The organism is Variovorax sp. YR750, from assembly GCF_900109805.1.
Classification (GTDB): domain Bacteria; phylum Pseudomonadota; class Gammaproteobacteria; order Burkholderiales; family Burkholderiaceae_C; genus Variovorax; species Variovorax gossypii.
Genome location: NZ_FOBJ01000003.1, coordinates 63,250 through 81,388, shown reverse-complemented (window position 1 = coordinate 81,388; position 18,139 = coordinate 63,250). Strand labels below are relative to the sequence as shown.

The window sequence follows — 18,139 nt, the reverse complement described above, 5'->3', positions numbered from 1 at the left end:
GAAGGCGCTGTTCCTGTCCAGCTCCCTCTCCCGTCCGTGGGAGAGGGTTGGGGTGAGGGTGGCTCCCGCAGCCCTCGCGCGCACCCTCATCCCCCGCCTTCTCCCGCAAGCGGGAGAAGGGGCCAATACCGAATACCCACGATGACCACCGCAGCTCCCCTCATCGAAGTCCGAGGACTCAAGAAGTACTTCGGCAGCAGCGACCGCCCGGTGCGCGCCGTGGACGACGTGTCGTTCGCGATCCAGCCCGGCGAGACGCTGGGCCTGGTCGGCGAATCGGGCTCGGGCAAGAGCACCATCGGCCGCACCGTGCTGCGCCTGCTGGAGCGCAGCGGCGGCCAGGTGCTGTACCGCGGCGACGACATCGGCGAACTGTCGGGCGAGCGCATGCGCAAGCTGCGCAGCAAGCTGCAGATCATTTTCCAGGACCCGTACGCCAGCCTGAACCCGAAGATGCGCATCAGCGCGATCCTCGGCGAGGCGCTGTCCACGCACGGCCTGCACAAGGGCGCGGCGGCGCGAGACAGGCGCATTGCCGAGCTGCTCGAGACCGTGGGCCTGCGCGCCGAGCATGCGAACCGCTTTCCGCACGAGTTCTCGGGCGGGCAGCGCCAGCGCATCGGCGTGGCGCGCGCGCTCGCGGTGGAGCCCGAGTTCATCGTGGCGGACGAGCCGCTGTCGGCGCTCGACGTGTCGATCCAGTCGCAGGTCATCAACCTGCTGGCCGACCTGCGCGAGCGGCTGGGCCTGACGATGCTCTTCATCTCGCACGACCTCGACGTGGTCGAGTACCTGTGCGACCGCGTGGTGGTGCTGTACCTCGGCAAGGTGATGGAAGTCGCCACCACCGAGGAGCTGTTCGCGCGCCCCTCGCACCCCTACACCCGGGCGCTGCTGGCCGCCAGCCCGAAGCCCGATCCGGAGATGGCGACCGAGCGCATCGCGCTGAAGGGCGACATCCCGAGCCCCATCTCGCCGCCCTCGGGCTGCGTGTTCCGCACGCGCTGCCCGCATGCCGTCGAAGCCTGTGCGCAGACCGTTCCGCCGCTGGAAGAGATTTCGGCGGGACACTACAGCGCCTGCATTCGAACCCAAGAACTCCTATCCAACATCGCCGCATGACCGCCAACACCGCCATGACCGCCGCCGACAACGACTTCAACGACCCGCTGCTGGGCAGCAACTTCAAGGGCTATCCGCGCACCGCCGCGCCGCGCCGCCGCAGCGAGATCGGCGCCGCCGGCTGGAACGTGCTGGCTGGCGACCTGCCGCTGCCGCTGGCCGTGCTCAAGCGCGAGGCGCTCGAACACAACCTTTCGTGGATGCAGTCGCGAGTGCGCGAGTGGGGCATCGACCTCGCGCCGCACGGCAAGACCACCATGTCGCCGCAGCTTTTCCAGCGCCAGCTCGACGCCGGTGCCTGGGGCCTGACCTTCGCCACCGTCACGCAGCTGGCCGTGGGCGTGGCGGCCGGCGCGCGCCGCACGCTCATCGCCAACCAGGTGGTGAGCGACGAGGACCTGGCCGGCATCCAGATGCTGCTGAGCGAGCATGCCGACCTGCGCATCGTGTTCCTGGTCGATTCGCTGGCGCAGCTCGGGCTGATCGAGGACTGGTCGAAGCGCCATCCCGCGAGCGTGCCCTTCGAGGTGATGGTCGAGATCGGCGTGGACGGCGCGCGCACCGGCTGCCGCACGCACGAGGAAGCCGTCGCGCTGGCCACGAGGCTGCGCGCGAGCGATGCGGTCAAGCTCGTGGGCATCGAGTGCTACGAAGGGCAGGGCGCCACCGGCCAGAGCGAACCCGACTCTGCCTACGCCAGGACGCTGATGGACCGTGTCGAAGCCGTGGCTCGCCACTGCGACGAGAACAAGCTCTTCGAAACCGACGAGGTGCTGGTCTCGGCGGGTGGCTCGGCCATCTTCGACCTCGTGGCAGGCCGTCTCAAGCCCGCGCTGGGCGCGCCGGTGCGCGGCCTGCTGCGCTCGGGCTGCTATGTGACGCACGACCATGGCTTCTACAAGCGCATGGTGAGTGCGGTGGACGAGCGCCTGGGCTGCGGCTGCGGCGAAAGCCTGGTGCCGGCGATGGAAGTCTGGGCCACGGTGCAGTCGCGCCCCGAGCCGGGCCTGGCGATCCTGGCCGTGGGCAAGCGCGACATCTCCTTCGACCTCTCGCTGCCCGTGCCCATCGCACGCGCGGCGCGCGGCGAACTGCAGCCGCAGGGCGTGACGGCAGGCTGGAAGATCACCGCGCTGAACGACCAGCATGCCTACCTGCGTTGGGACGCGAGCGAGGAAGCCGTGGCGCCCAAGGTCGGCGACCGCGTGGGCCTCGGCATCTCGCACCCCTGCACCACCTTCGACAAGTGGCACTGGATGCCGGTTGTCGAGCAGGACTACCGCGTGAGCGACGCGGTGGCCATGCATTTCTGACCGAGCGACTTCCGAGCGCACACCGATGACTCCCTCACTGCTCCAGAGGATCGCGGACATCCGCAGCGACGCCCCGGCGACGCGGCGCGCGATTCTCGACCTGATCCTCGAAGACCCCGACCGCGTGCTCGAAGAGAGCTTCGAACAGCTCGCCGAGCGCTCGCGCAGCTCGGTGCCGACCATCATGCGCACCTGCCGCGACCTCGGCTTTGCCGGGCTGCGCGAGTTCAAGCTCGCGCTCGCGCAGGAACTCGCGCTGGGCGGCTCGCCGCTGCACCGCCGCGTGAACATCGAGGACGCAGCCGACGAAGTGGTCGGCAAGATCGCGCGCAGCGCGGCCGCCTCCGTTTCCGGCGTGCGCGGCCAGCTCGACATGCAGGTGCTCGACGGCGCCGTGGCCGCCATCGCGGCGGCGCCGCACGTCGACCTGTACGGCGCGGGCGCCACCTCGTGGTTCATGGCCAACGACCTGCAGGCGCGGCTCTTCCGCCTCGGCCTGTCGGCCAACGCCTGGGCCGACTACCACCTGCAGCAGGTGGCCGGCGCGGCACAGCGCCCGGGCGGCGTGGTCATCGCCATCTCGCACGTGGGCGGCATGCCCTCGCTGCTCGACGCGGTGGACATCGCGCGCGGGCAGGGCGCCAAGGTGGTCGCGCTCACGCGGCCCGGCACGGCGCTCGCGGCCAAGGCCGACTTTCTCCTGGGCCTCTCGGTGCCCGACGATGCGGTGATGCACGTGGGCATCGACGCCTATCTCACGCACCTCACCGTCATCGAGATCCTCACCGTGCTGGTGGCCCAGCGCCGCGGCGAGCCCGCGGTGCAGCGCCTGCAGCGCGCGCGCGAGGCATTCCAGCGCCACGGCATCGATGCCACCACGCATCCGCTGCAGAGCTGGGACGGCGGCGGCGTGAACGACGGAGGGAGCGCATCGTGAGCGAAAGCAACAAGAAGGCCGTCCTGCTCGAGGCCGGCCTGGTGGTCGACGGCTCGGGCGGACCCTCGTGGCCCGGCGACGTGCTGCTGCAGGGCGACCGCATCGTCGCGCTCGGCGAAGGCCTGCGCGGGCGGCTGCCCGACGGCCTGGCGCTGGCCGACGTCGAGGTCGTCGACTGCCGCGCGAAGGTGATCGCCCCCGGCTTCATCGACGCGCACACGCATGACGACGCCATCGTGCTGCGCGATCCGCTGTGCCTGCCCAAGGTGTCGCAGGGCATCACGACCGTGGTGACGGGCAACTGCGGCATCTCGCTTGCGCCGTACCGCACGCCGCAGTCGCTGCCGCCGCTCACGCTGCTGGGCGCCGATTCGTTCAAGCACGCGACCATGGCCGAGTACCGCGCGGCCGTCGATGCGATACAGCCCGCGCTCAACGTGGCCGCGCTGGTCGGCCACACCACGCTGCGCTTCGCCGCCATGGAGGCGCTGGACCGCCCGGCCAGCGCCGACGAACTGGCGCGCATGGAGGCGCTGCTCGACGGCTGCATGGCCGACGGGGCGCACGGAATGTCCTCGGGCCTGTTCTACGAGGAAGCCTTCGCGGCGCCCGCGGAGGAAGTGACCGCGCTGGCGCGCGTGGTGAGCCGCCACGGCGGCGTCTACGCCACGCACCTGCGCAGCGAGATGCAGCAGATCATCGAGGCGCTGCACGAGGCCGGCGACTGTGCCTTCGAGGCCGGCGTGCCGCTGGTCATCTCGCATCACAAGTGCGCCGGACCCGCCAACTGGGGCCGCACGAAGGAAACGCTGCCGCTGATCGAGTCGCTCGCGCAGCGCCAGAAGATCGCGATGGATGTGTATCCCTACGTGGCCGGCTCGACCGTGCTGCGCGAGGACCTGGTGGACGGAGTGATCGACGTGCTGCTGACCTGGTCCGATCCGCATCCGGAGATGACGGGCAGGCTCATCTCCGACATCGCGCACGAATGGGGCGTGAGCGAGCAGGATGCCTGCCTGCGGCTGAAGCCCGGCGGCGCCTGCTACTTCCAGATGCAGGAGGAAGACGTGGAGCGCGTCATCTCGCATCCGCTCACCATGATCGGCAGCGACGGCCTGCCGCACGACCGCCATCCGCATCCGCGCCTGTGGGGCGCCTTTCCGCGGGTGTTCGCGCGCTACTGGCGCCAGCGACGGCTCTTCACGCTGGAGCAGGCGGTGCACAAGATGACCGGCATGACCGCGCGCAACCTGCGCATCGCCGACCGCGGCCTGCTGCGCGCCGGCACCATGGCCGACGTGGTGGTGTTCGACCCCGAGACCATCGCCGACACCGCCACCTACGACAAGCCGCACGGCGTGAGCCTGGGCGTGGAGCGCGTGTTCGTGAACGGCGTGCTGGCCTATCGCGGCGGCGAGGCCGAGGCACGGGTGCTCGCGCGTGCCGGCCGGATGCTGACGCGCGGAAGCGCCAGCTAGGCCCGGTCAGGCGAAGACGAGGCAGACCGGCGTAGGCACCTGCGCCACCTGCACCGGCTGGTCGAGCCTGCCGGTGACGGGGTCGATGCGCAGGCGCAGGATGGTGTCGCCCTTCTGGCTCAGCGCGTAGAGGTGGCCGCCGTCGGGCGCCACCGCCAGCGCGCGCGGGAAGCGCAGGCCGTCGCTCCAGTGCTGCACCGGCGTCAGGTTGCCGCTGGCAGGGTCGATGCGGAAGGCGGCGATGCTGTCGGCCAGCGGGTGGTCCGACTTCAGCCTGCGGTTGCTCGCGTAGAGGAACTGGCCCGAGGGATGCATCACGAGCGCCGCGGCGCTCTTCTGGCCCGTGTAGCCGTCCGGCAGCGTCGAGACCCGCTGCCGCTGTTCCCCGACCGCGCCGTTCGCTGCGTCGTAGGCGTAGCTGGTGACGGAGGCATCGAGTTCGCCCACCACGTAGAGATAACGTTGCGACGGATGCAGCGCCAGATGGCGCGGGCCGCTGCCGGCTTGCACGGCCGCGCGGCCGATGGGCGCCAGCTTGCCGTCGGCCAGCGTGAAGACGTTGACGCGATCGCTGCCGAGATCGGTTGCGAGCACGCGCCGGCCCGAGGCATCGAACTGCACCATGTGCGGGTGCGGCGATTCCTGCCGCTCGGCGTCGGGGCCGGAGCCGGTTTCCTTCTCGATGCCCGAGACCTTGCCCAGCGCGCCGTCGTTGCCGATGGGCAGCACGTTGTAGGCGCCGCCGCCGTACAGCGCCACCACCAGCGCGCGCCCGTCGGGCGACACCGCCAGGTGCGCCGGGATCACGCCCGAGAGCGACAGCGGCTGGCGGTTGACCAGCGTGAGCCGGCCGCTGCGCTCGTCGATGGCGTAGGCCTCGGCCGTGCCGGTGGGCAGGCCCTCGTAGGTGTCGATCTCGTTGATCGCGTAGAGGAAGCGCCTGTTCGGATGCACGGCGAGGAAGGACGGGTTCGCGCTCGCGACCGTCTGCACCGGCGCCCAGTTGTCGCCCTGCATGGCGAGCACGTAGATGCCTTTCGAGGCAGGCCCGCCGGCCGTGCCACCGGGCGCATCGAAGGTGTAGGTGCCGACGTAGGCGAAGCGTGGCGCGGGCGACGGCGGCGCGGTTGCTGCGCTCGCGGCGGCCGGGGCCTGTTGCGCATGGGCCGGCAGCAGGGGCGCGAAGGCGCCGGCGGCGGACGCGCTACCGAGCCACTGCATGACGGTGCGGCGTTTCTGACCGGAGTGATCTGTCATGGGGTTCCTCTCTGGTTGGGATCGCGTCACGGGCGCACCGACATCGCGTGGTGGAAGATGTTGTTCGGGTCGTAGCGGCGCTTCACCTTGCGCAGGAAGTCGTAGAGCCCCTGGTCGCCGTAGTAGAGCTGCGGCCAGAAGGGGTAGGCCAGCATGTCGTTGTCGGGGTAGTTGATGTAGCAGCCTTCGTAGCGCTCACCCGGGTAGGGCGTGCCGGCGCGGCGCTCGGGCACGTCGGGCGTGCCGTACACGTCGCGGTAGAAGTCGCCGATCCAGCGCAGGTGGCCGGCGTCGTCCTTCGCGCTGCGCCAGTAGGTCTGGTACTGCAGCTTCATGATCGAGGCGCGCTGCGGCACGGCGGTGTCGGCGATGCGCTCGGGTCTGTTGACGGCGCCGCCGTACGAATCGACCTGCAGCAGCGACTGGCTCAGGTCTACGCCTGGGATGGTGCGCGTCAGGTGCGTGTAGATGCGCTGCGCCTCGCGGGCGCTGAAGTTCTGCTTCATGTAGGCCGACTTGTACTTGCCGCGCTGGTTGTCGCCCGAGCCGTTGAGGTATTGGGTGGCCGTGAGCCAGTCGTAGCGCGTCACGGTGTGCGGCTTGGAGCACAGCAGCTGGCCCGCGTCGCGCTGCGGAGCCGGGCCCACGCCGGGCGCGCGGCCCTTGGCGGGCACCGGCGCGCAGGCGCGGAAGCGGTCGAGAAAATCGTTGAGCACCGTCAGGTCGTTGCAGGTGCCGTCGGGGTTGCAGAACTGCGTGAGCATCACGATCTGGCCGGCCGAGCGGTGCGTGAGCTTCAGCAGCGAGAACATGCCCCAGGTGTCGGGCGACTTGCCGCGCGTCGCCCAGTAGTCTCCGTAGGTGGTGAGCAGGGCGGTGAAGCGCTCGGGCGTCATGCTGGCCCAGTCGAAGGCCACCACCGCCAGCGCGACCTCTCGCGGGGCCGTCGGCAGCTTGTCGAACACGTAGCTGGTGATCGCGCCGAAGTTGCCGCCGCCCGCGCCGCGGCAGGCGCGGAACAGGTCGGGGTCGCGGCTCGCGTCGACGGTGCGCGGCACCACCTTGCCGCGGTTGTCCACCGTGAGGATGTCGACCGCCGAGAGCCAGTCGACCGTGAGCCCCTGCAGCCGCGACAGCAGCCCGTAGCCCCCGCCGCAGATGTGGCCGCCCGCGCCCACCGAATAGCAGGAGCCGCCGGGCAGCGTGACGTTGCTGCGCTTGTACAGGTCGAGGTACTCGTTCCAGTTCTGGGTGCCGGGGCCGACGCGGAAGCGGCCGTCGCTTCTCGAGGCCGCGTCGGCCTGGTTGAGCAGGCTCAGGTCGAGGATGGCGCCGTCGGGGTTGTTGGAGACGAAGTCTTCATAGCAATGCCCGCCGCTGCGCAGCGTGGGGCGCAGGCCTGCGTCGACGATGCGCTGCAGCGCGGCGGCGGCATCGCCGGCGCTTTCCGCCAGCTCGATGCGCGAGGCCGCATCCGACTCCGTGGCGGGCCATCGCAGGTTGAAACCCTTTTTCAGGGTGTTGTAGCGGGCGTCCTGGCGCGTCACGGTGATGGTCATGGGCACTTTCCGATGGGTGTCTTGCGACGAATGGGTTCGCCGGCCAACGAAAAACTGAAATGTTTTTTCTTATATGATCCGTTTTTCGGATGAAAACAGCATTTCCTCGGCCTTGCGGTGCGAATTCTTGGCTTGATTGAAAAATACTTTCATCGGATGAACCCTTAGATCACTGGCCGACGCAGCCGGACCCCGGGCCGCAGTATTTGGGTGGCTATAACCCCAAGACCTCTAAAGTTCTAACGCTCCCGGCAAAAATGAGTCAAACTGGCGCAATTACCGGCCGTCGAAATTCCTGATGGAGCAAAGATGGACAAGGACGCTGAAGGCCTTGGCGCCGATTTCGAGCTGTGGCAACAGCTCACTGATGACTACGAAGCAGCCTTGGGCGCGCTTGCCCGGGGCGAGCCGGGCGCGCGCGAACGGGTAGTGCGGCTGTCGCTGGCACTGCAGCAAATGCACCCGGATCTTTCCCCCGTCGGCGACGGCGGCTGAAGCCGCTTTCCCGTGCGGCCAGGCGGGCCGGAGCAATTCCGGCTCGGTAGGATGCGGCTCCCACCGCTGCTCCTCACCCTTCTGAACCCATGCACCCCGCCGCGCGCCACCTCGTCTTCCACGGTGCCATCGTCCTCCTGTTCGGATTGCTGTTGGGCGCGCCCTATGCGAAGGCCATCAAGCGCGAGGCCGCCGCGCACATCGTCAACTCGTGGCGCGTCGCGCACCTGAGCCTGCCCATTGGTGCGACGCTGATGTTCGCGACGGCAGCCGTGCTGTCTTCGCTTTCGGCTCCGGCGTGGCTGCTGTGGGTCGTTTCGGTCGCGCTGATCGTCTCGGCCTACGGCTTCTGCGTTTCCACGCCGCTCGCGGCCGTCTCGGGGCAGCGCGGTCTTTCGTCCGACGGCGCGACGGGGCTCGGAAAGCTCGTCTACCTCGGCAACATGGTCGGCGCCGTGGCCTCGATCGTCGGTGCCGTGGCGCTGCTGGTCGCGGCGTTCCTCTCCCTCTGAGGCACGAAGGCGGCCGGAGCGGCTCAGCCGCTCCCCCGGCCCTTATGTCATCCCCGCTTCTTCCTCCGGCTGCGCCTGGAACATGCGCGCGAAGTCGCAGCACTCCTGCGCCAGCATCACGATCGACGAGGTGAGCGCGCTGCGGTGCTCGCCCTTGTGCATCGCCACGTAGCGCACCACGGGCAGTGCCGGCGTCACGTCGATCACCGCGAGCATGCCGGCCGCCACCAGCGGCTGCAGGCATTCGCGCGGCAGGTAGCTCACGCCCAGGCCCGACACGGTGAGGCCGGTCAGCGCCACGAGGTTGCTCACCACGATCACGTTGGCGGGCTGCACGCCCTGTTCCTTCATCCACGCGTCGTAGGCGCGGCCGGTGCCCGAGTTGTTGCCTTGCACCAGCATGCGGTGGCGCGCCAGCTCGTGCAGCCGAATCGTGGCGCCTGCGCTGCTGTTGGCCGGCACCACGCCGGGCTTGCACATCCACGCGCTCCTCACCTGGCCGATGACCTTGTTCGGCAGGCGCGAGTCGGCGAAGGTCTCGGGCACGATGACGAGGTCGAGCTCGTCGGCCAGCAGCTTGTCGCGCAGCTGAAGGCTGTCGTCCACGTCGGGCTCGAGGATCACCTTGGGATAGTGCTGCTGGATCAGCCCGACCAGCCGCGGCAGCCAGGTCATCGCCGTCAGCTCGGTCACGCCGAGGCGGATGCGCCGCTCCACTACGCCCGGCTTGCCGAACTGCTCGATGGCTGCGTCGCGCTGCTCCAGCAGCTTGCGGGCGAGCACGAACATCTCCTCGCCCTTCTCGGTGAGGCGGGCGGTGCGCTGGCTGCGGTCGAAGAGTTCGGTCTCGAACAGCTGCTCGAGCTCGTGCACCCGCTTGGAGATGGCCGACTGCGAGGTGTGGAGCTGGTTGGCCGCCTGCGCGAAGCCGCCGAGACGGGCGATCCAGTACAGGGCTTCGAGCTGCTTGAAGGTCATCACGGGAAGCTGGCTCCAAAAGAACGCTTTTTCTCATGTGATTCGATCACAAAAAATCGCTTTTGGAAATTGATGGCGAGGCCGAAGATTCGCCGGAACCACCTCACCGACCCTTCAAGGAACCCGCCATGGACTTCAAGAAACTGCCCCTCGCGCTCGGACTTGCCATCGCCTTCGCCTGCGGCGCCGCCAGCGCCCAGGACGGCGGCACGCTGCAGAAGATCAAGGACAGCGGCACGATCCAGATCGGCGCGCGCGACAGCCAGATCCCGTTCTCGTACAAGCTCAGCGCCGACAGCGCGCCCATCGGCTTCACCAACGACATCTGCCTGAAGATCGTCGACGCCGTGAAGGCCAAGCTGGGCCTCGCGAAGATCGACGTGCGCTACACGATGCTCAACTCGACCAACCGCATCCCGCTGCTGCAGAACGGCACCGTCGACCTCGACTGCGCGACCACCACCAACACCACGCAGCGCCAGCAGCAGGTCGACTTCGCGCCCAGCCACTTCGTGACCAACATCACCGCCGCTGTGCGCAAGAACTCGGGCATCAACACTCTCGCCGACCTCAATGGCAAGAACGTGGCCACCGTCTCGGGCAGCACCTCGATCCAGCTGCTGCGCGGCGCGCGCAAGAGCGGCACCATCGAAGTCAACGAGATCGCGGGCAAGGACACCTCCGACGGCTTCCTGCTGCTGTCCACCGGACGCGCCGACGCCTACGTGCTCGACGACGTGCAGCTCGCCGGCATGATCGCCAGCTCGACCAACCCCGGCGACTACAAGATCCTCAAGGAATCGCTGCGCCAGGAGCCCTACGGGATCATGCTGCGCAAGGACGACCCGCAATTCAAGGCGCTGGTGGACGAGACTGTCAACGGCCTGATGAAGTCGGGCGCCATCGAGCAGCTCTACACCAAGTGGTTCCTCTCGCCGATCCCGCCGAAGAACGCGAACCTCAACTTCCCGATGACGGACGCGGTGCGCGAGATCTTCAAGAACCCGAACAACAAGGGCGTTTGAACGATGGATTCCAAGCTGTCTTCCAACCATCCCCGCGGGCTGGCTTTCCCCGACGCGCTGATGCGCGAGGTGAAGGCGCGCTTCCTGCAGGTCGACCATGACCACCACGGCCGCGAACGCCTTTACTTCGACAACGCCGGCGGCTCGTTCCGCCTGAAGGCCGCGGCCGAGCGCTTCGCGCAGGTCGACGCCATTCCCGACAACGCCGAGCGCATCCACGCCACGGCCGTCGAGCTGCAGCAGATCCAGGCGAAGGGCTGCGCCGACCTGCGCACCATCCTCAACGCCACCGGCGGCAGCGTGTACGCGTCGCTCACCGCCTCGGGCGCCATGTTCGACATGGTGCGCGCCATCGCCGAGAACGTGCCGGGCACGAACATGGTCACCACCGTGCTCGAACACCCCTCGGCCTTCGACGCGATGAGCCTCTATGCCCAGCGCCTGGGCCGCGAGCTGCGCGTGGCGAAGAGCAACCCCGTCACCGGCGGCGTGGACGTGGACGAGATCGTGCGGCTGGTCGACAAGGACACCTGCCTGCTCAACGTGATCCACGCGTCGAACATCTCGGGCGCCAAGCTCGACATGGAAGCCATCGTGCGCCGCGCGCGCGAGATCAAGCCCGACCTCTACATCCTGGTGGACGCCGTGCAGCATGCGCCGCACGGCCTCATCGACCTGCAGAAGGCGCCGGTGGACGGCATCAACCTCGCACCCTACAAGTTCTTCGGCTGCCGGGGTTCGGGGCTGTCATGGGTGTCGGAGCGCGCGGCCGTGCTGCCGCACCACAAGCTCGCAGGCAAGAAGCCCGACTACTGGGACCTTGGAAGCTCGGCGCCGTGGCAGTTCGCGGTGCTCACGGAAATCGTCGACTACGTGTGCTGGCTCGGTGGGCATTTCATCGACGCCACCGATGCCACCGATCGCCGCGCGCTGTTCGTCGCGGGCATCACGCACATCGAGCTGCACGAGCGCGCGCTGCTCTCGGTGCTGCTCGACGGCAACGAGAACGCAACGGGCATGCGCAAGCTCGAGGGCGTCAACGTCTTCCTCGACTACGAGGACCTGAGCAAGCGCGACCTGATCCTGGGCATCGGCTTCGACCGCATCGACTGCACGCAGGCCGTGGTCGAGTACGCGAAGCGCGGCGTGACGGTCTACGAGCGGGTGGCGAGCAGCATCTACTCGAAGCGCATGCTCGAATCCTTTGGACTCGAGGGCACGGTGCGCGTGTCGCCGCTGCACTGCAATTCGGTCGGCGACATCGAGAAGTTCCTGCGCATCACCCGCGAGATCGCTGCCGACATCTGACTGTCATAAACCGTCATATTCAGTAGTTAGTATGTTTCTCGACCCCCGCGCACAGGGGGCGAGGAGCATGAGATTTGGAAATCCGCAAGCTGATCGCACCAGCGCTGGCCGTCGTCCTGCTGGCGGCGGTCGGGGCAGGCGTCTGGTATTCGAACACCCGCCTGCACGATGAGTCGGCCACCGCAACGGCGGCCCGTATCGAACAGGAAAAGCAGGTCACGCTGCGCGGCCTGATCGGTTCCGAGAAAGAAACCTTCTTCGCCGACCCGCGCGTGCAGAAGGCACTGGCCGCGCAGGGCATCACCGTCACCGTCGAGAAGGCCGGCTCTCGCGCCATCGCCAGCCGCTACGACGCCAGCAAGTTCGACTTCGGCTTTCCCTCGGGCGCGCCCGCCGCGGCGCAGCTCAAGACGCTGGCCAAGGCGCCGAGCGTCTTCAACCCGTTCTACACGCCCATCGTGCTGGCCAGCTGGCGGCCGATCGCCGAGATCCTCGTGGCCAACGGCATCGCGCAGAAGCAGGGCGACTTCTACTACGTGGTCGACCTGCCCGGCCTCATGGCCATGATCGAGAAGGGCACGCGCTGGAAGGAGCTCAAGGCCAGCAGCGCCTTCTCCACCAGCAAGTCGATGCTCATCAACTCGACCGACGTGCGCACCTCCAACTCGGCGGCGATGTACCTCGCGCTCGCGAGTTACCTCGCCAACAGCCAGCAGATCGTGCAGAGCCAGGAAGACGTGGACCGCGTCATGCCGGTGGTCGCACCGCTCTTCCTGCGCCAGGGCTTCCAGGAACAGTCGTCGGCCGGGCCCTTCGAGGACTATCTCGCGCTCGGCATGGGCAAGGCGCCGCTGCTGGTGGCCTACGAGTCGCAGATGGTCGAGTTCTGGCTGAAGAACCCCGACCGCCTCAAGAGCGACATGGTGCTGCTCTACCCCAAGCCCACCGTCTATTCGAAGCACGTGCTGGTGCCCTACACGCCCGGCGGCGCGCGCCTCGGCGCGGCACTGGAGAACGACCCAGCCCTGCGCGAACTCGCGCACGAATACGGCTACCGCACCGGCGGCGACACCAAGGGCCCCGAGACCTGGGCTGCGCGTGGCGTGAAGGTGCCCGAGGTGCTGGTCGACGTGATCGATCCGCCGAGCTTCGAGTGGCTCGAACGAATGACCACGGGCATCGAAGCCCGCTTCAAGTGAACGAACACAGGAACACCATGAACGCACCCGTCACCACCACGACCACCGCATCCGCCCCCATCGACCTGCAGCCGCCTCAGGCCTTCACGCTGGAGCCGCCCGCGCCCGTGGCGCCGGTGCCGGTCGAGTCGGCCAGCGGCAAGGTGCGCCTGAAGCCCGAGGACGTGGCCGAGCTCGACGCGCAGGTGGCGCGCTTCATCGAGGACATCACCGCGCACGACAGCCAGCACCCGCAGTTCAAGGAAGCGGTGGAGCGCATCCATTCGATGGGCAGCAAGGACATCGAGGCTTCGGCGTCTGTCTCCAACCGCATGCTCGACCGCCCCGTGGGCTCGCTGCGCAACGGCCTGTTCGACAACGGCGCGCAGATCGGCCAGTCGCTCATCGACCTGCGCCACCAGGTGGAAGACCTCGATCCCTCGAAGCAGGGCGACCTGTTCTCCGCGCGCAAGCTGCTGGGCCTCATCCCACTGGGCAACAAGCTCATTGCGTACTTCGAGCGCTACCAGTCGTCGCAGACGCACCTCAACGCCATCATCGAGTCGCTCAAGCGCGGCAAGGACGAGCTGCTGCGCGACAACACCGCCATCGAGCAGGAGAAGGTCAATCTCTGGACGCTGATGGAGCGGCTCGAGAAGTACGTGCACATCGGCAAGGCCCTCGATGGCCAACTCGACGCCAAGGCCCGCGCGCTGGAAGCCACCGACCCCGAGAAGGCCCGCGTGATCCGCGAGGAAATGCTCTTCTACTCGCGCCAGAAGGTCACCGACCTGCTGACGCAGCTCGCGGTGAACATCCAGGGCTACCTCGCGCTGGACATGATCCGCAAGAACAACCTGGAGCTCATGAAGGGCGTGGACCGCGCCACCACCACCACCGTGGCCGCGCTGCGCACCGCCGTCATCGTGGCGCAGGCGCTGTCCAACCAGAAGCTGGTGCTCGACCAGATCAGCGCGCTCAACGCCACCACTGGCAACCTCATCGCCAGCACCAGCGAGATGCTGCGTGACCAGAGCAGCGCCATCCACCAGCAGGCGGCCTCCAGCACCATCGAGATCGCCAAGCTGCAGCAGGCCTTCGCCAACATCTACCAGACCATGGACACGATCGCCGACTTCAAGAGCCGGGCGCTCGATTCCATGCAGACCACGGTGGACACGCTGAGCAGCGAAATCGAGAAGAGCCGCACCTACCTCGACCGCGTGCGCCGGCAGGAAACCACCGAGGCGCTGCAGTCGCCGCGCGGCGAGGTCGCGCTGTGAGCCTGTTGTCGCGGCTGATGCTGCTGGCGGCCCTGGTACTGGGCCTCGTGGCATGCGGCAAGGAGGAGCCGGCACAGGTCACGAACGCCGCACCGGCTCCGGCAGCCAGTGCGGTCTTCACCATCCTTGCCGGCTCGGAACTCAAGGACCTCGAAGCCCCCATCGTCGCGGCCGCGCAGTCGGCCGGCGTGGAAGTGAAGCTCTCCTACGCCGGCACGCTCGACATCGTCGAACGCATCAACGCCGGTGAGCGCTTCGACGCGATCCTGCCGCCCAACGGCGCGTACCCTGCGCTTGCGCTGCAGATCAAGCCGCTGGCGCGCGACAAGCTCTTCTACTCGCGCATCGCGCTCGGGGTGAAGAGCGCCAAGGCCGCGCAGCTCGGGTGGAACAAGAAGGCGCCCGGCTGGGCCGAGATCGCCAAGGCAGCCGGCGCCGGACAACTGCGCTACGGCATGACCAACGCCACCAGCTCCAACACCGGCATGAGCGCGTTGTTCGCCGTGGCCTCGGCACTGGCCGGCAAGACCGAAGACCTGACGGCTCAGGACGTCGACGAAAAGACGCTCAAGGCCTTCCTCTCGGGCCAGAAGCTCACGGCAGGCAGTTCCGGCTGGCTGGCCGACGCCTATGTGAAAGACCCGTCCGCCATCGACGCGATGGTCAACTACGAGGCCGTGATCCTGCGCGCCAACGAGAAGCTGCCCGCGGCCGACAGGCTCACGCTGATCTACCCGCGCGACGGCATGATCTCGGCCGACTACCCGCTGATGCTGCTCAACGCCGACAAGCGCGATGCGTACACGAAGCTCGTCGGCACCCTGAAGGCTGCACCGTTCCAGCGCGATGCGCTCTCGGCCGCCTTCCTGCGCCCCGCCAACCCCGAGGTCGCGGCCGTCGTCGCGCTGCCCACCGCCGCCGTGGCCGAGCTGGGCTTTCCCAACCGGCTGGAGGTGATCGATGCGGTGCTCGGTACCTACCAGTCGCAATGGCGCAAGCCCGCCACCTCGATCTTCGTGCTCGACCTCAGCGGCTCGATGGCAGGCAAGCGCCTGGCGTCGATGCGCGAGGCTCTCAAGTTGCTCTCGGGTGCCGACGAGTCCGCCACCGCAAGCGCACGCTACAGCGCCTTCCAGAGCCGCGAGCGCGTGGTGCTCATCACCTTCTCCACCGACGTGCAGGAGCCGGTGTGGGTGCGCTTCGACGCCGACCACATCGCCGCCGCGCGCGAGGAGCTGCGCCGGCTGGCCGATGGAATGTCGGCCAACGGCGGCACCGCCATCTACTCCGCGCTGGCTGCGGCCGAGGATCTTGCGCGAAAGGAGCAGCAGCGCGAGCCCGACCGCTTCGTGAGCATCGTCCTGCTGACCGACGGCGAGAACAACTCGGGCCTGAAACTGCGCGAGTTCCGCGAGCGCTACGCGGCGGGCGGCCTGCCTGCGCGCATCTTCCCCATCCTCTTCGGCGAGGCCAACGTGAGCGAGATGCAGGAGATCGCGCAGCTCTCGGGCGGGCGCGAGTTCGACGGCCGCAAGCTGCAGCTCGGGCAGGTGTTCAAGGAAATCCGGGGCTACCAGTGATGCCCCGGCGTTCGCTGAAGCTGCGCGCGCTGCTGTTCCTCTACGGCAACGGCAACATCCTGGGCTGCGCGCTGGCACTCCTCGGGCCGGCGCTGCTTTTCGCTGGTGTCATCGACAAGGGCTGGCTGCTCATCACCGCCGGCCTGTACGTGGCCGGCTGCCTGCTGGGCCGCAAGGCGCCTGAACTCGAACGCCGCATCGAGGACAGCCTCAGCGTGGAACAGACGCTGGAGCGCCTCGATCACGTGGTCGCTCAGGCCCAGCCGCACCTCACCGAGGACATGCGCAAGAGCCTCGACAACGTGCGCGGCTCGGTGGGCGAGGTGCTGCCGCGCCTGGTGGGCGCGGGCTCGCATGGCGACGACCTGTTCACCGTGCGCGAGACGGTGCTGCGCTACCTGCCCGAGACGCTCGCCAACTACGTCGCGCTGCCGCCGGCCTTTCGCATCACGCATGCGGTGAAGGACGGCAAGACCGCGCGCCAGCTGCTAGGCGAGCAGCTCGGCCTGCTCGACGCCAAGCTGCGCGAGATCGTCGCCAACGTGGCTTCGAGCGATGCCGCCGCGCTGGTGGCCAACGGGCAGTTCCTCGAGAAGAAGTTCCGCCAGCCCGACTTTCTCGCGGGCTGAATGCGCCCCTTCAGAACGGGTAGTGCCGCGGCGTAGTCTGCACCGTGACCCAGCGCAGCTCCGTGAAGGCCTCCACGCCAGCGCGCCCACCGAAGCGCCCGTAGCCCGAGGCCTTCACTCCGCCGAAGGGCATCTGCGCCTCGTCGTGCACCGTGGGGCCGTTGACGTGGCAGATGCCGGCCTCGATGCGCTGCGCCACGTTCCACGCGCGCGCCACGTCGCGGCCGAACACCGCTGACGACAGGCCGAACTCGTTGTCGTTGGCAATGGTCACGGCTTCCTCCACGCCATTCACGCGCACGACGGCCTTCACCGGCGCGAAGGATTCCTCGCGGTAGATCTCCATCGCGGGCGTCACGTGGTCGAGCACGGTGGCGGGCATCAGCGTGTTCTCGGCCTTGCCGCCGCACACCAGCTTCGCACCCTTGGCCAGCGCGTCGTCGATGAGCGCGTTGCAGCGCTTCACCGTGCTCATGTCGACCACCGAGCCGAGCACGACAGGGCCTTCGCGCGGATCGCCCAGAGGCAGCGCCTGCGCGCGCGCCGCGAACTTCGAGACGAACTCGTCGGCCACCGCGTTGTCGACCACGATGCGCTCGGTCGACATGCAGATCTGGCCCGAGTTGGCGAAGGAGCCGAAGATGGCGGCATTCACTGCCGCGTCGATGTCGGCGTCGTCCAGCACCACGAAAGGGGCCTTTCCGCCGAGTTCGAGCACGGCGGGCTTGAGGTACTTCGCGCAGGTCTGAGCGATCAGTCGGCCCACGCGCGTGGAGCCCGTGAAGTTGACGCGCCGCACGGCAGGGTGGGCCACCATCGCCTCGACCACCGCGCCGGCATCGGCGGGCGCATTGGTCACGAAGTTGACGACGCCCCTGGGCAGGCCAGCTTCGATCAGCGACTCGATGATGAGCGCGTGCGTCTGCGGGCATAGCTCCGAGCCCTTCAGCACCACCGTGTTGCCGCAGGCCAGCGGCGTGGCGATGGCGCGCGTGGCGAGGATCACTGGCGCGTTCCATGGCGCGATGCCGACCACCACGCCCGCCGCCTGCCGCACGCCCATTGCGAGGCTGCCGGGCACGTCGGAAGGAACGACCTCGCCCGCGATCTGCGTGGTGAGCGATGCGGCCTCAGTGAGGATGCCGGCCGCCAGATGCACGTTGAAGCCGGCCCACAGTGCCGAGGCGCCGGTCTCGCGCGCCATCGCCTGCACGAAGGCGTCGGCGCGTGCCTCCAGCGCTTGCGCGGCCTTCAGCAGCGCGGCGCGGCGTTCGTTGGGGCCGGTGGTCGACCAGGCGGCGAAGGCACGGTGCGCGGCCTCGACCGCGGCGACAGCGTCGGCCGGCGCGGCGGCCGGCGCACGCGTGGCGATGCCGCCGTCCAGCGGGTTGCGGCGCTCGAAGGTCGCGCCGCCGGTGGCCGCGCGGCGCTCGCCGTCGATGAGCATGGAGATGTCGGTCATGAGGTGTCCTTTGCAAACAAGGG

Annotated in this window: 16 protein-coding genes; 12 read left to right on the top strand and 4 right to left on the bottom strand. The window is 68.4% G+C overall.

Going from position 1 to position 18,139, the window contains the following annotated elements; genetic code table 11:
• Positions 1-141 precede the first annotated feature (141 nt).
• The 4 genes from BMY35_RS06875 to BMY35_RS06860 are packed head-to-tail and all read left to right on the top strand — an operon-like array spanning position 142 to position 4,850.
• On the top strand, positions 142-1,122 hold the full coding sequence (locus BMY35_RS06875) for an ABC transporter ATP-binding protein (RefSeq protein WP_093196269.1): 981 nt from the start codon (positions 142-144) through the stop codon (positions 1,120-1,122).
• Positions 1,119-2,435 carry an amino acid deaminase gene (locus BMY35_RS06870; protein ID WP_256228257.1) on the top strand — a complete coding sequence of 439 codons (1,317 nt, stop codon included), beginning with the start codon at positions 1,119-1,121 and terminating at the stop codon, positions 2,433-2,435. Before BMY35_RS06875 ends, BMY35_RS06870 begins: the two co-directional genes overlap by 4 nt.
• Before the next feature lie 25 nt (positions 2,436-2,460).
• Positions 2,461-3,372 (top strand): MurR/RpiR family transcriptional regulator, encoded by a 912-nt coding sequence (locus BMY35_RS06865; RefSeq protein ID WP_093196268.1) that lies wholly within the window; start codon positions 2,461-2,463, stop codon positions 3,370-3,372.
• Positions 3,369-4,850, top strand: coding sequence for an N-acyl-D-amino-acid deacylase family protein (locus BMY35_RS06860; RefSeq protein ID WP_093196267.1), 1,482 nt, complete (start codon positions 3,369-3,371; stop codon positions 4,848-4,850). The genes BMY35_RS06865 and BMY35_RS06860 overlap by 4 nt, the downstream gene beginning before the upstream one ends.
• 6 nt (positions 4,851-4,856) lie before the next feature.
• On the opposite strand, the gene BMY35_RS06855 is transcribed toward BMY35_RS06860, so the two are convergent.
• Entirely contained in the window at positions 4,857-6,107 is a 1,251-nt protein-coding gene (locus BMY35_RS06855; RefSeq protein WP_093196266.1) for a lactonase family protein, read from the bottom strand.
• A gap of 26 nt (positions 6,108-6,133) precedes the next feature.
• Entirely contained in the window at positions 6,134-7,666 is a 1,533-nt protein-coding gene (locus BMY35_RS06850; protein ID WP_093196265.1) for an FAD-binding oxidoreductase, read from the bottom strand.
• Positions 7,667-7,975: 309 nt separating this feature from the next.
• Between BMY35_RS06850 and BMY35_RS06845 the strand changes: the two genes are divergently transcribed.
• Together BMY35_RS06845 and BMY35_RS06840 are read left to right on the top strand one after the other, a co-directional pair.
• Positions 7,976-8,161, top strand: coding sequence for a hypothetical protein (locus BMY35_RS06845; protein ID WP_093196264.1), 186 nt, complete (start codon positions 7,976-7,978; stop codon positions 8,159-8,161).
• An 89-nt stretch (positions 8,162-8,250) separates the two neighbouring features.
• Complete coding sequence (locus BMY35_RS06840; RefSeq protein ID WP_093196263.1) at positions 8,251-8,673, top strand: styrene oxide isomerase; 423 nt, start codon at positions 8,251-8,253, stop codon at positions 8,671-8,673.
• A 42-nt stretch (positions 8,674-8,715) separates the two neighbouring features.
• Here BMY35_RS06840 and BMY35_RS06835 read toward each other — a convergent pair whose 3' ends face one another.
• A complete protein-coding gene (locus tag BMY35_RS06835; RefSeq protein ID WP_093196262.1) occupies positions 8,716-9,651 on the bottom strand; it encodes a LysR family transcriptional regulator in 936 nt (311 codons plus the stop codon).
• 128 nt (positions 9,652-9,779) lie between these two features.
• On the opposite strand from BMY35_RS06835, the gene BMY35_RS06830 reads away from it, so the two are divergent.
• The 6 genes from BMY35_RS06830 to BMY35_RS06805 all read left to right on the top strand — a co-directional run bounded on the left by BMY35_RS06830 (position 9,780) and on the right by BMY35_RS06805 (position 16,654).
• The gene (locus BMY35_RS06830) at positions 9,780-10,676 is read left to right on the top strand and encodes a transporter substrate-binding domain-containing protein (RefSeq protein ID WP_093196261.1); all 897 of its coding nucleotides are present in this window, start codon (positions 9,780-9,782) and stop codon (positions 10,674-10,676) included.
• A 3-nt stretch (positions 10,677-10,679) separates the two neighbouring features.
• Positions 10,680-11,984, top strand: a complete 1,305-nt coding sequence (locus BMY35_RS06825) for an aminotransferase class V-fold PLP-dependent enzyme (RefSeq protein ID WP_093196260.1) — start codon at positions 10,680-10,682, stop codon at positions 11,982-11,984.
• A 74-nt stretch (positions 11,985-12,058) separates the two neighbouring features.
• Positions 12,059-13,183, top strand: a complete 1,125-nt coding sequence (locus BMY35_RS06820) for a hypothetical protein (protein WP_093196259.1) — start codon at positions 12,059-12,061, stop codon at positions 13,181-13,183.
• A 17-nt stretch (positions 13,184-13,200) separates the two neighbouring features.
• Entirely contained in the window at positions 13,201-14,445 is a 1,245-nt protein-coding gene (locus BMY35_RS06815) for a toxic anion resistance protein (RefSeq protein WP_093196258.1), read from the top strand.
• Positions 14,442-16,025 (top strand): vWA domain-containing protein, encoded by a 1,584-nt coding sequence (locus BMY35_RS06810; RefSeq protein WP_256228256.1) that lies wholly within the window; start codon positions 14,442-14,444, stop codon positions 16,023-16,025. The genes BMY35_RS06815 and BMY35_RS06810 overlap by 4 nt, the downstream gene beginning before the upstream one ends.
• A complete protein-coding gene (locus tag BMY35_RS06805; protein WP_093196257.1) occupies positions 16,025-16,654 on the top strand; it encodes a hypothetical protein in 630 nt (209 codons plus the stop codon). Before BMY35_RS06810 ends, BMY35_RS06805 begins: the two co-directional genes overlap by 1 nt.
• 10 nt (positions 16,655-16,664) lie before the next feature.
• Here the strand turns inward: BMY35_RS06805 and BMY35_RS06800 are convergent, their stop codons facing one another.
• Positions 16,665-18,116 (bottom strand): aldehyde dehydrogenase, encoded by a 1,452-nt coding sequence (locus tag BMY35_RS06800; protein ID WP_093196256.1) that lies wholly within the window; start codon positions 18,114-18,116, stop codon positions 16,665-16,667.
• Positions 18,117-18,139: the final 23 nt, after the last annotated feature.